Origin of the sequence: Pseudomonas sp., from assembly GCF_049653025.1 — a bacterium.
In the GTDB taxonomy this organism is placed as follows: domain Bacteria; phylum Pseudomonadota; class Gammaproteobacteria; order Pseudomonadales; family Pseudomonadaceae; genus Aquipseudomonas.
The window spans coordinates 262,433-275,089 of the sequence record NZ_JBASFM010000017.1; the positions used below are offsets into that span (position 1 = coordinate 262,433).

Below are 12,657 nucleotides of genomic sequence, written 5' to 3' on the forward strand. Positions count from 1 at the left end.
GCGGCGGACTACGGCCCGCCAAGGCGGTAAGATGACGCCCAGCATCTCAAGTAGCGAAACCCAGGGAGCCTCATGCGTTATTCAGAAGACCATAAAGCCCAGACCCACCAGCGCATTATCGATGAGGCGGCGCGCCTGTTCCGCCGCGATGGCGTGGGGGCCACCGGCCTGCAACCGCTGATGAAAACCCTGGGGCTGACCCACGGCGGCTTCTATGCGCACTTCAAATCCAAGGATGAGCTGGTGGCCACCGCCCTGCGCCAGGCCGCGCAGGACCTCGACCATGTCACGGCCGAGATCCAGAACGGCCCGACGCCCTTGCCGGCGTTTATCACCAGCTACCTGTCGGACGCCCACCGCGACAATCCTGGCGCGGGCTGCCCGTTGCCGACCATGTCGGCCGAGTTGGGCCAGCGCGGGCAAGCCAGCCCGATCACCGATGAAGTGGTGAACAATCGCCTGGCCCTGATCGAGTCCAGCCTGCACGGCGAGGACGCTGCCCGGCAGAGCGTACTGATCCTCTCGGCGCTGGTGGGCGCATTGATGCTGTCGCGCAGCGTCAGTGACCCGGAGTTGTCTGAGCGCTTGCTTAGCAGCGCCCGCGAACTGCTGATCGAACAGAGCAGCGCCACAACCGAGGCGTGAAATTAGCGCCATAAAAAAGCCCTTGGCGCAGTGCTGCACCAAGGGCTTTTCAACAATTGCAGGGCTGTTTACTTGTAACGCGCCGCTGCACTGCTGTGCGACAGATTCGGCCCAAGCTTGGCCCGAGCGCTGACCAGACCGGCCCAATCTGCAGCATCCGGCAGCGATGGAATGGTCACCAGCTCGCCCTGATCGAAGCCGGCCAAGGCGGCATCGACCATCTCACCGACCTCCATGATCATGCTCGGCGGTAACGCCGATTCATCCATGCCGCTGCGTTCCCAGATCTCGGTGCGGGTGATGCCCGGCAGCACCGCTTGCACCTGCACGCCGAGCTTGCCGATTTCGCCTTGCAATGTTTGGCTCAGGCTCAACACATAAGCCTTGCTGGCGCTGTAGACGGCGTTGAACATTTCCGGGGCCAGCGCCACCACCGAGGCGATATTGATGATCGCGCCCCGCCCAGCTGCGCCAAAGCTGGCGGAGGCGGCAGCGGACAAGCGCGTCAGCGAGACGATATTGAGCAAAATCAGGCGCTCGGTCGTGTCCAGGTCCGCCTCGGCCAGGCTGCCATTCATCGCCATGCCGGCATTGTTGACCAATAGCGTGATCGCCGAATCGCTGCGCAGACGCTGCTCAACCTTCAGCAGGTCCGCCTTGTCGGTCAGATCGGCCTTCAGCGCCTCAACCTTGATCCCGTATTCCTCGCCCAAACGCCCGGCCAACGCCTCCAGGCGCGGTAGATCACGCGCCACCAGCAGCAGGTCATGACCGCGGCGAGCCAGACGCTCGGCGTAGGTGGCACCGATGCCAGAAGAAGCGCCGGTAATCAGCGCGGTACCTTTTGCGTTTTGCTTGCTCATTGTCTGTCTCCTCGATTCTGCAGGTGGTTGATCGTGTCTGTCGGTATAGTGCGCCAACTCATATTACATACATAATATAAATATTATATGTCGATCATAATAAAAACTATCGGCAGGTTTCCTGACAAACACCCAGGACCATCCGCGCAAACGCCAGGCATAAAAAAACGGACAACCTTTGCAGGTTGTCCGTTGTGTGCAGCGCGAGGCGCTTAGCGCATCAGTTCGAGCGGATCAGGTGATCGAAGGCGGACAACGACGCCTTGGCACCCTCGCCCACGGCAATCACGATCTGCTTGTACGGCACGGTGGTGACGTCGCCCGCCGCGAAGATACCCGGCACATTGGTGCCGCCCTTGGCATCGACAATGATCTCGCCACGCGGCGACAGCTCGATCACGCCCTTGAGCCAGTCGCTGTTAGGCAGCAGGCCGATCTGCACGAAAATGCCTTCCAGCTCGACGGTATGTAGTTCGTCGCTGTTGCGATCCTTGTAGACCAGGCCGTTGACCTTCTGCCCATCGCCCTTGACCTCGGTGGTCAGGGCGCTGGTGATCACCGTGACGTTCGCCAGGCTGTGCAGCTTCTTCTGCAGCACGGCATCAGCGCGCAGCTGGCTGTCGAACTCGATCAGGGTGACCTGAGCGACGATACCGGCCAGGTCGATGGCCGCTTCCACGCCGGAGTTACCACCGCCGATCACCGCCACGCGCTTGCCCTTGAACAGCGGACCATCGCAATGCGGGCAGTAGGCCACGCCCTTGTTGCGGTACTGCTGCTCGCCCGGCACGTTCATCTCTCTCCAGCGTGCGCCGGTGGAGAGGATCAGGGTCTTGGCCTTGAGACTGGCACCGCTGTCGAAGCGGACTTCGTGCAGGCCACCCTCGGCGCTGGCCGGGATCAGGGCACTGGCGCGCTGCAGGTTCATGATATCGACTTCGTACTGTTTAACGTGCTCTTCCAGAGCGCGAGCCAGCTTCGGCCCTTCGGTTTCCTGCACCGAGATAAAGTTCTCGATGGCCATGGTGTCGAGCACCTGGCCGCCGAAACGCTCGGCCGCCACACCGGTGCGGATGCCCTTACGCGCGGCATAGATGGCCGCCGCAGCGCCGGCCGGGCCACCGCCAATGACCAGCACGTCGAAGGCATCCTTGGCGCTCATCTTCTCGGCGTCGCGGTTGGCGGCGCCGGTATCGATCTTGGCGAGGATTTCCTTCACTTCCATACGGCCGGAGGCGAACACTTCGCCGTTCAGGTAGATGCTCGGCACGGCCATGACCTGGCGGCGCTCGACTTCTTCCTGGAACAGCGCGCCGTCGATCGACACGTTGCGGATGTTGGGGTTGAGCACGGCCATCAGGTTCAGCGCCTGGACCACGTCAGGGCAGTTCTGGCAGGACAGCGAGAAGTAGGTCTCGAACTCGAACTTGCCTTCAATCGCCTGGATCTGCGCGATGGTGTCTGCGTCCAACTTGGACGGGTGGCCGCCAACCTGCAGCAGCGCCAGCACCAGCGAGGTGAACTCGTGGCCCATGGGGATACCGGCGAAGCTCAGGCCGATATCGGCGCCCGGGCGAACCAGGGCGAAGGACGGACGGCGAGCATCGCTGCCGTCGGTCTTCAGGGTGATCTTGTCGGTCAGGCCGACGATGCTCTGGAGCAGGCTCAGCAGCTCTTGGGATTTCGCGCTGTCATCGAGGGACGCGACGATCTCGAACGGCAGGGTGACCTTTTCCAGGTAGGCCTTCAACTGGGTTTGCAGGTTAGCGTCCAACATGGCGGATAGTCCTCAATGACAAAAATTCTGGGCAATAAAATGCCCGGGCGGATCGCGCCCGGGCATCGGGCACCACTAGGGTCGGGTTTCGACCCTGACAGCGCTAAGTACTCCCTCCCCGAACCTGAGCCCAGGGAGAGCGGCGGCAGATTTAGATCTTGCCAACCAGGTCCAGCGATGGAGCCAGAGTAGCTTCGCCTTCTTTCCACTTGGCTGGGCAAACCTGGCCTGGGTTAGCAGCGGTGTACTGAGCGGCTTTCAGCTTGCGCAGGGTCTCGGAAACGTCGCGAGCGATTTCGTTGGAGTGGATTTCCAGGGTCTTGATCACGCCGTCTGGGTTGATCACGAAGGTGCCACGCAGGGCCAGGCCTTCTTCCGGGATGTGCACGCCGAAAGCGTTGGTCAGCTGGTGAGTCGGATCGCCGATCAGCGGGAACTGAGCCTTGCCAACGGCAGGCGAAGTTTCGTGCCAGACCTTGTGCGAGAAGTGGGTGTCGGTGGTCACGATGTAGACCTCGGCACCGGCCTTCTGGAACTCGGCGTAGTTGTTGGCCGCGTCTTCGATTTCGGTCGGGCAGTTGAAGGTGAAGGCAGCTGGCATAAAGATCAGCACGGACCATTTGCCCTTCAGGCTCTGCTCGGTAACCTGGATGAACTCGCCGTTGTGGAAAGCATTGGCCGCGAACGGTTGAACTTGGGTATTGATGAGGGACATCTCTGATTCCTTCTTGAGGGTTAGAAATTTACAGGGCGCATTTTAACGCCTTATACGAAAAAAGCTTATTGATTGCCGCCATCATTCCGATTGAGTAAGCCAATCGACATGCCAGCATCAGAATCTGTTTACGATCTCGCGAGCTAGAGCCAGACAAGGCAAAAACAGCCGAGGAAGCGGAGTTTACTGGTGTAAATGAGCATTCCGAGGCTGTTTTTAACGCCGGATGGCCGACGCGCAGCAGACCGTAAGCAGGTTCTCAGGCCAATGCTGGGTCTATCACCAACACCAGCTTGCCGTTGACCTCATTACTGGCCAACGCCGCAAAGGCCGCCTCGGCATCTTTGAGCGCATAAGCCTGCTGAAGTTGCGGTTTGAGTCGCCCCTCGGCAAACAATGGCCAGACAAACTGCTGCAGATCACGCAGCAGATCAGCCTTGAACTGCTCATCGCGGTTACGCAGGGTCGAGCCGATCAGTTGAATGCGCTTGCCCAGCAGCAAAGCCAGGTCCAGCTCGGCCTTGCGCCCGCCAAGCAGTCCGATATTTACCCAGCGACCATCCTGCGCCAGCAAATCCAGGTTGAGCGCGGCATAGTTGCCGCCTACCGGGTCGAGAATCACATCAAAAGGGGCAAAATCGCGCAGCGCTTGCAGCTGGTCTTCACCACGCAATACGCCGCCCTGCGCGCCCAAGCTCTCACAGTAGGCCAGCCGCTCAGCTGAGCCGACGCTGACCCAGCACGGGCTGCCAAAGGCCTTGCACAGTTGAATGGCGGCAGAGCCCACGCCACTGGCACCGGCATGCAGCAAGACCTTCTGCCCCGGCTTCAGCGCAGCCAGCTGGAACAGATTGAGCCAGGCCGTGGCATAGACCTCCGGCAACGCCGCGGCCTCGTGTAGGCTGAGGCCTTCGGGAATAGGCAGGGCATGCCGCGCATCGACCACCACTTCCTCGGCCATACCGCCGCCAGTCAGGAGTGCGCAGACCCGATCACCGATCTTCCAGTCACACCCTGCACCCACTTCACTGACCACACCGGCGCATTCCAGCCCAAGAATCTCGCTGGCATCCGGCGGTGGCGGGTACAACCCGGCGCGCTGCAACAGATCGGCACGGTTGAGGCCGGCGGCCGCTACGCGAATGCGAATTTCCCCAACATCACAGACCGGTTTGGGCTGTTGCGCCCACTCCACGCGGCCTTCAACGCCTTGCAATGCCTTCACGCTGCCTCCATAGTGCATTTGAACCGAGCCCGGCGCTGACCGCTGGGCTTTTGCATTGCGCCGATGGAACCTGGCGCCCTTAAAGACGGCCTAATATGCGTTATCAACTGCCCACACGTCGAATCAGCATGAAGCGATCCCTCCTCAGCGTCACCCTGGCTTTCTCCTTTGCCCTGAGCGCCCTGCCGCTGGCGGCCAAGACCAGCAGCGACGAGTCCTGGGAATACCTGCAGCCAGATCGCGAGCAAGTGATCGCCAGCCTCAACGTCGTGGAACTGTTGAAGCGCCATCACTACAACAAGCCGCCCTTGAATGACGAGCGCTCGGTGAAGATCTATCAGGGCTACCTGAAGATGCTCGATCCGGCACGCAGCTACTTCACCGCTGCCGACATCGCCGAATTCGATCGCTGGAGCACGCGCTTCGATGACCTGCTGAAGAATGGCGACCTGCAACCCGGTTTTGCCATCTACAAGCGCCATCTGGAGCGTTTGCAAGGCCGCCTGCAATTCACCCTGAACATGCTCGATAAGGGCGTCGACAACATCGACTTCAACATCGATGAAAGTCTGTTGATCGATCGTGAGAACGCCCTCTGGGCCAAGGATATCGCCGAGCTGGACGACCTCTGGCGCAAGCGCGTCAAGGATGAAGTGCTGCGCCTGAAAATCGCCGGCAAAGAGCCGAAGGCTATTCAGGAACTGCTGACCAAGCGCTACAAGAACCAGCTCGCGCGGCTTAAGCAAACCCGCGGCGAAGACGTGTTCCAGGCCTATATCAATGCCTTCGCGATGTCCTACGACCCGCACACCACCTACCTCTCCCCGGATAACGCGGAGAACTTCGACATCAATATGAGCCTGTCGCTCGAAGGTATTGGTGCCGTGCTGCAAAGCGACAACGAGCACGTCAAGGTGGTACGTCTGGTGCCTGCCGGCCCGGCGGAAAAGAGCAAGCAGATCGCTCCGGCCGACAAGATCATCGGCGTGGCGCAGGGCAGCAAGGAAATGGTCGACGTGATCGGCTGGCGCCTGGATGAAGTGGTCAAACTGATTCGCGGCCCGAAAGGCTCGCAAGTGCGCCTGGAAGTGATTCCGGCCAGCAATGCGCCGAATGACCAGACCAGCAAGGTAGTCGCCATCACCCGCGAGGCGGTCAAGCTGGAAGAGCAGGCGGCGAAGAAGTCCATTCTCAACCTCAAGCACGAGAACCGCGACTACAAGCTCGGGGTGATCGAAATCCCGGCTTTCTACTTGGACTTCAAGGCATTCCGCGCAGGCGACCCGAACTACAAAAGCACCACCCGTGACGTCAAACGCCTGCTGACCGAGCTGGAAAAGGAAAAAGTCGACGGTGTGGTCATCGACCTGCGCAACAACGGCGGCGGCTCGCTACAGGAAGCCACCGAACTGACCGGGCTGTTTATCGACCAAGGCCCGACCGTACTGGTGCGCAACAGTGATGGCCGGGTTGACGTGCTGGCCGATGAAAATACCGGCATCTACTACAAAGGCCCACTGGCCGTGCTGGTCAATCGCCTGTCGGCTTCGGCCTCGGAAATTTTCGCCGGTGCCATGCAGGACTACCACCGCGCGCTGATCCTCGGCGGGCAGACCTTCGGCAAAGGCACCGTACAGACCATTCAACCGCTTAACCACGGCGAACTAAAGCTGACCCTGGCCAAGTTCTACCGGGTATCCGGGCAGAGCACCCAGCACCAGGGCGTGATTCCGGATATTCAGTACCCGGACGTGATGGACAACAAGGAAATCGGTGAGAGCGCCCTGCCCGAGGCCCTGCCATGGGACAGTATCAAGCCGGCGATCAAACCGGAGCTGGACCCGATCAAACCGTTCCTCGCCGAACTGCAAACCCGCTATGAAGGCCGTACGGCGCAAAACGCCGACTTCACCTTCGCCCGCGAACGTCTGCAACTGGCGCAGAAGCTGATGGAAGAAACCACCGTCAGCCTCAATGAAGCCAAGCGCCGCGCCCAGCAAACCGATATCGAAGGCCAGCAACTGGCCATCGAAAACAGCCGGCGCAAGGCCAAGGGCGAAGCCCTGCTGAACAAGCTCAAAGAAGAAGACGAAGACGCCTTGCCGGTGGAAGATGAAAAAACCAAACCGGAAGATGATGCCTACCTGGCAGAGAGCGGGCGCATCCTGCTCGACTATCTGGGCCTGAATACTCGCCTGGCCAAACAGTAAGTCATCAAAGGGTCATCAAACTGTCGTGAAATGCGGGGACTGGTCACCATGCCAGTCCCCGTTTTTTATGCCGACAGAGACCCATCATGATCGCCACCGAGCAGTTCAGCGCGCTGGACACCATCCTCGCCAACAGCGACCTGCACAGCCTGTTCCAGCCTATCTTCTCGCTTTCCGAACGGCGCATCCTCGGTTATGAAGCCCTCAGTCGCGGGCCCTCCAATAGCGCCCTGCACTCACCGATCAACCTGTTTGCCGTGGCCCGCAGTGCCGGCCGCCTGAGCGAACTGGAACTGCTGTGCCGCAAGAACGCCTGCCAGCGTTTCAGCCAACTGAAGCTTGAGGGCAAGCTGTTTCTCAACGTTTCCCCCGATTCGCTGATGGAGCCCAAGCATCAGCCCGGACGCACCCTACAACTGCTGCAAACCCTGGGCATTCCGCCGAGCCAGGTGGTGATCGAGCTGACCGAGCAATCGCCCACCGACGACTTCGCCCTGCTCGACACCGCCCTGCACCACTACCGCGCCATGGGCTTCTCCATCGCCCTGGATGACCTCGGTGCCGGCTATTCGAGTCTGCGCCTGTGGTCAGAACTGCGCCCAGACTACGTCAAGATCGACCGCCACTTTATCGACGGCATTCATCAAGACGCAGTCAAACGCGAGTTCGTCGGCTCGATCCTGAAAATGGCCAAAGCCTCGCGCGCCCAGGTGATCGCCGAAGGCATCGAACTGGCGGAAGAGCTCGAAGTGCTGGCGGAGATGGGTGTCGACCTGCTGCAAGGCTATCTGCTGTGCCGTCCGCAAGAACAGCCGCCGCGCGATGCACTCAATCTGCTGCCCGCCACCTGCAACAGCAGCAGCCTGCTCAGCGAGGAAGTCAGCGACCTGCGTGGCCTGCTCAACCCGCAGCGCGCGGTGCCATTGAGTACCCCGACCAGCGAGGTGCTGGAGATGTTTCGCGCCCAGGCCAGCCTCAACTCCCTGGCCGTACTCAACCCCGCGCAACAGCCGGTGGGCATCGTGCACCGCCACTCGCTCGCCGAGGCGCTGCTCAAGCCATTCGCCAACGAACTGTTCGCTCGCAAGCCGATCAGCCGCCTGATGAGCGATGACTACCTGGCGGTGGAGTCCAGCCAGTCGCTGCAACAGGTCAGCCGCCTGCTCACCAGCCGCGCGCGCCAACGCATCGAAGAAGACTTCATCATCATTCAGGACGGCAGCTATAGCGGCATGGGCCGAGTGATCGACGTGCTCAAGCTGATCACCGAACTGAAGATCCAGCAGGCGCGTTATGCCAACCCGCTGACCCTGCTGCCGGGCAATGTGCCAATCCAGCAGTGCCTGACTCGCCTGCTGCAACAGAGCCGCGAGGCGGTGATCTGCTACGTGGATATCGACAACTTCAAGCCGTTCAATGACCTCTACGGCTATGCCAAGGGCGATGAAGTGCTGCTCAGCCTGGCGCAATGCCTGAATGACCGGGTCGACCCGACGCGGGACTTTGTTGGCCATATTGGCGGCGATGACTTTCTGCTGGTGCTCGGTTCGCAGGACTGGCGTGCCCGCCTCAATCGCCTGCTGGAAGACTTCCAGAGCCAATGCCGGCGCTTTTACCGCGAAGAAGACCTGCACGCCGGTTGCTTTGTCGCCCATGACCGCACGGGTAAGCGCCAGGAGTTCGCCCTGCTGTCGCTGTCATTGGGCGTGGTGCACTTGCATCCCGAACAGTGTGCGCACCTGGATGCCAGCCAGCTGGCGGGGCTGGCTTCGGAAGCCAAGCGCCACGCCAAGGCAGTGCCAGGTTACAGCCTGCATATCATCGACACCCAGACCGACAGCGCGGCCTGAGCTAGCGGCCTAGGCCTCTTCCGGGTAGTCGAACTCAAAGACCCGAGCAACCTCGGCGGCATGCCAGGACGCCGCAGCGATGCCGTCAGAGGCCCCGACAAAACGGCCCAGACGGCTGACGCACTCGAAGAAACCGGTCCGCGGCAAGCGGCTGGCACCCTGACTGATCACCAGCGCGCTGCGCAGCGGACGCTCGGCCTTGGCATCCAGTGCGGCCAGGTGTTCCAGCGCGGCAGCCAGGGTCTGCATGGCCGGGCTGGGCAGCGCCAGGCGCTCGATCAGCGCGCGGTAGGTCAACAGGTGACGCTGACGCTGAGCATCCTCAAGTTCGCCCAGCAAGGCCTGCCAGTGTTGTCGGCTGATGCGTACGCTCAAGACTGCGACTCCCAACCTTCGACACCCAGGTGCCAGGCCAGCGCACGCTGGATGGCTGCATCAGGCTGACGCTCGCCGCTCTCGATCATGCTCAGGTAATGCGGGCTGATACCGACACTGCGCGCCAGGTCCGCGGCGCTCAGGCCCTTGGCCTCGCGCAATGCCAGCAGTTGGCTCAAGGCTGGTCTGCCTGCATCAACAGCCACCGCAGCTACCGCAGCCGGACGTCCGGCAGCCTGCAACAACGCCTGATACTGCGCCCAGGGCAGCACCGCGTATTCGGGCTCACCGTCGCGTTCGATCACTTGCACATTCATCTGTAAATCTCCATGCAGAGCACTTCCATCACTCTCGGCAACTCCAGAACAGGCGGCCATCTTAACAGCCCGGCGCGGCAAAGGGCGTGATCTATACTGCCCGCAGACAATCAAGCTGAACCTGGAGGCCAGCTTTGCGCACACTGCTAACGTTATTGCTGATCGGCTGGAGTTTCTGCACTTGGGCGGCGGAACTGCGCTGGGGTTTCGCTAAGGCCGACGGCATGCCCTATGTCGACGTGCACGAACAGCAATTGCGCGGTGGCTTCATCTACCAACTGGGCCAGCAGGCCAGCCAACGCCTGGGCTACGAAGCGCGCTTTGTCGAGGTGCCGAACAAACGCATCGACGAGTTCATGCAGCGCGGGCGCATTCATGTGATCTGCAACAACAACCCGCAATGGATGGAAAAACCGGAGCGCTATCACTGGTCACCGCCGCTCTACAGCGAGGAAGACGTCCTCTTGCTGCATCGCCAGCAAGCCCCGATCAACAGCCTGCAAGAGCTGCACGACACGGTTCTGGGTACCCAGCTCGGCTATGTTTACAGCGCCGAGCTGATGGATGCCTTTGCCAAGCAACTGGTGACTCGCAAGGACCTGCGTGATTTGCGCAGCGGCATCAACCTGCTGAAAAAGCAGCGACTCGGAGCCATCATCGACATGCGCCGTCCGCTCAGTTTCCAGCTCAGCCAGCAACCGGATGCGCCACTACAGCTCAACCCCTGGGTGATCGAGCGCTACGACATGCATTGCACCTACAGCCCGCAGCTGCCGGTCAGCGCCGAGCAGCTCGACCGCGTCCTGCAGGAGTTGCGTGATCAAGGCGTGATCGCGCAGCTGCTCAAGCAGATCTGAGCCCCACACGAGCTACTGCAGCTCTTTGTGCCCCCGCTCAGACGGTGCCTCAAGCGCCGGCAAACGCTCCAGCGTCTTCAGCACCTCGGGGCTCTGTGCGTCTCGCCACGCCTGAAAGGCCGCCAACTCTTCGCGCCAGGCACGCAGCACCCACGCCAGCACCGCCAGGTCATCGACAAAGCCCACACCCAACAACCAATCCGGAATGGCATCCAGCGGTGTTACGAAATACAGCAAGGCAGCTACCACCGCAAGTAACGCCTGAGTGCTAAGCGCCCTGTATTCGCCGCGCCACCAAGCCATACACAGCTGCTGCAGCAACTTGAGCTCATCGGCCAGTTCGGCGAAGCCAGCACCCAGTTTTTCCCGCTTGCGCGCTACCGAAAGCAGCAAAGCAGGCAAGCGCCCCGCCTTGAGAAAACGCTGTGCCAGAAACAGGTAACGCGAGAAATTTTTCGGTGCTTGCATCGTCTTCTCCCGGCAATCACGCATGGGTACTGGGCTTGCCATGGTTATCCACTAAAGCTGTGGATAACCTTGTGAACAGATTCTCGATAAGCCTGGCAAACGCCCAGCCCATGCGGCCTCGCCACAGATCGGGCATTTTTTGCTCACACAGTAAAAAACCATATAAATCAAATAGTTAAAAATAACAAAGGGTTTCTTTGCGGCAGTTACCGCAAGCCCTCACAGCGCAATCGTGAAATGTGCATAACCGTAACACCCAAGCGGCCATATAGGTCTTTTAAGACCGCTCAGTCAGCCGCAAGGTTCGAATTGTGACTGGTAAAAACGACAACGCCCCGTCGAAACGGGGCGCTGCCTGAACCGTAAAGAAATTACTCTTTAGCGGCTGCGTCTTTGATCGCGATCAGCTCCAGGTCGAAGACCAGTACCGAGTTGGCTGGAATCGCCGGAGTCGGGCTCTGCTCGCCATAGGCCAGCTCGCTCGGGATGTACAGCTTGTACTTCTCGCCAACGTGCATCAGCTGCAGACCTTCGACCCAACCCGGGATCACGCCGTTAACTGGCAGATCAATCGGGCTGCCACGCTCAACCGAGCTGTCGAATACGCTGCCGTCGGTCAATTTGCCTTCGTAGTGAACAGTCACCACGTCGGTGGCTTTCGGCTGTGCGCCCTCGGCCTTTTTAACGACTTCGAATTGCAGGCCGGAAGCGGTAGTGGTCACACCTTCACGCTTGGCATTGTCTTCGAGGAATTTCTTGCCGGCTTTGGCCGACTCGGCATTCATGGTCACCATGCGCTCTTCGGCACGCTTTTGCAGGAAGGCAAAGGCCTCGATCAGCTCTTCGTCTTTCAGGCGCTGCTCTTTCTTGCCGATAGCGTCTTCGATGCCTTGGGCAACGGCGTTGGAGTCCAGGTCATCCATGCCTTCCTGAGCCAGGCTCTTGCCCATGTTCAGGCCGATGCCATAGGAGGCTTTCTGTGCAGGGGTTTCCAGGGTGATTTCGCTGGTCTGCGAATCACAACCCGCGAGAACCAAACCTACCAGGGCGACCGCCGCTGCTAAACGATGCTGTTTCATGCTTGTTCCTTGTCCGGTGCGCCCTAGGGCAATGGTGTGAAAGCGCGAGCTTAGCAGGCCGTCGCGATCACTGGCTACCGTGTTAGGAGACAGAAAATGCGTATAAGTTCAGATGTTTAGCTGAATATTTAGAAAGGATTTTGCGAGGTATTGCGAAGTGGTGCGAGATGTCACAGAGGGGATGAAGCGAGGAGAAAAATGGCGCAGCGGACGGGACTCGAACCCGCGACCCCCGGCGTGACAGGCCGGTATTCTAACCGACTGAACTACCGCTGC

12 protein-coding genes and 1 tRNA gene are annotated in these 12,657 nt (G+C 60.3%); 4 read left to right on the top strand and 9 right to left on the bottom strand.

Going from position 1 to position 12,657, the window contains the following annotated elements:
• Positions 1-72: 72 nt before the first annotated feature.
• Positions 73-645, top strand: a complete 573-nt coding sequence (locus tag WBK23_RS15165) for a TetR/AcrR family transcriptional regulator (protein ID WP_424484761.1) — start codon at positions 73-75, stop codon at positions 643-645.
• 68 nt (positions 646-713) lie between these two features.
• Here the strand turns inward: WBK23_RS15165 and WBK23_RS15170 are convergent, their stop codons facing one another.
• From WBK23_RS15170 to WBK23_RS15185, 4 genes are all read right to left on the bottom strand, one after another.
• Positions 714-1,508 (bottom strand): SDR family NAD(P)-dependent oxidoreductase, encoded by a 795-nt coding sequence (locus WBK23_RS15170; RefSeq protein ID WP_424484762.1) that lies wholly within the window; start codon positions 1,506-1,508, stop codon positions 714-716.
• 220 nt (positions 1,509-1,728) lie between these two features.
• Complete coding sequence (ahpF, locus tag WBK23_RS15175; RefSeq protein WP_424484763.1) at positions 1,729-3,285, bottom strand: alkyl hydroperoxide reductase subunit F; 1,557 nt, start codon at positions 3,283-3,285, stop codon at positions 1,729-1,731.
• A gap of 151 nt (positions 3,286-3,436) precedes the next feature.
• Complete coding sequence (gene ahpC / locus WBK23_RS15180) at positions 3,437-4,000, bottom strand: alkyl hydroperoxide reductase subunit C (RefSeq protein ID WP_424484764.1); 564 nt, start codon at positions 3,998-4,000, stop codon at positions 3,437-3,439.
• Positions 4,001-4,259: 259 nt separating this feature from the next.
• A complete protein-coding gene (locus WBK23_RS15185) occupies positions 4,260-5,225 on the bottom strand; it encodes an NAD(P)H-quinone oxidoreductase (RefSeq protein ID WP_424484765.1) in 966 nt (321 codons plus the stop codon).
• A gap of 128 nt (positions 5,226-5,353) precedes the next feature.
• On the opposite strand from WBK23_RS15185, the gene WBK23_RS15190 reads away from it, so the two are divergent.
• A complete protein-coding gene (locus WBK23_RS15190) occupies positions 5,354-7,435 on the top strand; it encodes a carboxy terminal-processing peptidase (RefSeq protein ID WP_424484766.1) in 2,082 nt (693 codons plus the stop codon).
• A gap of 86 nt (positions 7,436-7,521) precedes the next feature.
• Positions 7,522-9,285 (top strand): bifunctional diguanylate cyclase/phosphodiesterase, encoded by a 1,764-nt coding sequence (locus WBK23_RS15195; RefSeq protein ID WP_424484767.1) that lies wholly within the window; start codon positions 7,522-7,524, stop codon positions 9,283-9,285.
• Positions 9,286-9,294: 9 nt separating this feature from the next.
• Here the strand turns inward: WBK23_RS15195 and WBK23_RS15200 are convergent, their stop codons facing one another.
• Entirely contained in the window at positions 9,295-9,660 is a 366-nt protein-coding gene (locus WBK23_RS15200; protein WP_424484768.1) for a hypothetical protein, read from the bottom strand.
• On the bottom strand, positions 9,657-9,977 hold the full coding sequence (locus WBK23_RS15205) for a helix-turn-helix domain-containing protein (protein WP_424484769.1): 321 nt from the start codon (positions 9,975-9,977) through the stop codon (positions 9,657-9,659). The genes WBK23_RS15200 and WBK23_RS15205 overlap by 4 nt, the downstream gene beginning before the upstream one ends.
• Positions 9,978-10,111: 134 nt before the next feature.
• On the opposite strand from WBK23_RS15205, the gene WBK23_RS15210 reads away from it, so the two are divergent.
• On the top strand, positions 10,112-10,834 hold the full coding sequence (locus WBK23_RS15210; RefSeq protein WP_424484770.1) for a substrate-binding periplasmic protein: 723 nt from the start codon (positions 10,112-10,114) through the stop codon (positions 10,832-10,834).
• A 12-nt stretch (positions 10,835-10,846) separates the two neighbouring features.
• Here WBK23_RS15210 and WBK23_RS15215 read toward each other — a convergent pair whose 3' ends face one another.
• From WBK23_RS15215 to WBK23_RS15225, 3 genes are all read right to left on the bottom strand, one after another.
• The gene (locus WBK23_RS15215) at positions 10,847-11,302 is read right to left on the bottom strand and encodes a YkvA family protein (RefSeq protein WP_424484771.1); all 456 of its coding nucleotides are present in this window, start codon (positions 11,300-11,302) and stop codon (positions 10,847-10,849) included.
• Between the two features lie 371 nt (positions 11,303-11,673).
• Positions 11,674-12,381, bottom strand: coding sequence for an FKBP-type peptidyl-prolyl cis-trans isomerase (locus WBK23_RS15220; protein WP_424484772.1), 708 nt, complete (start codon positions 12,379-12,381; stop codon positions 11,674-11,676).
• 199 nt (positions 12,382-12,580) lie between these two features.
• Positions 12,581-12,657, bottom strand: a tRNA-Asp gene (locus tag WBK23_RS15225).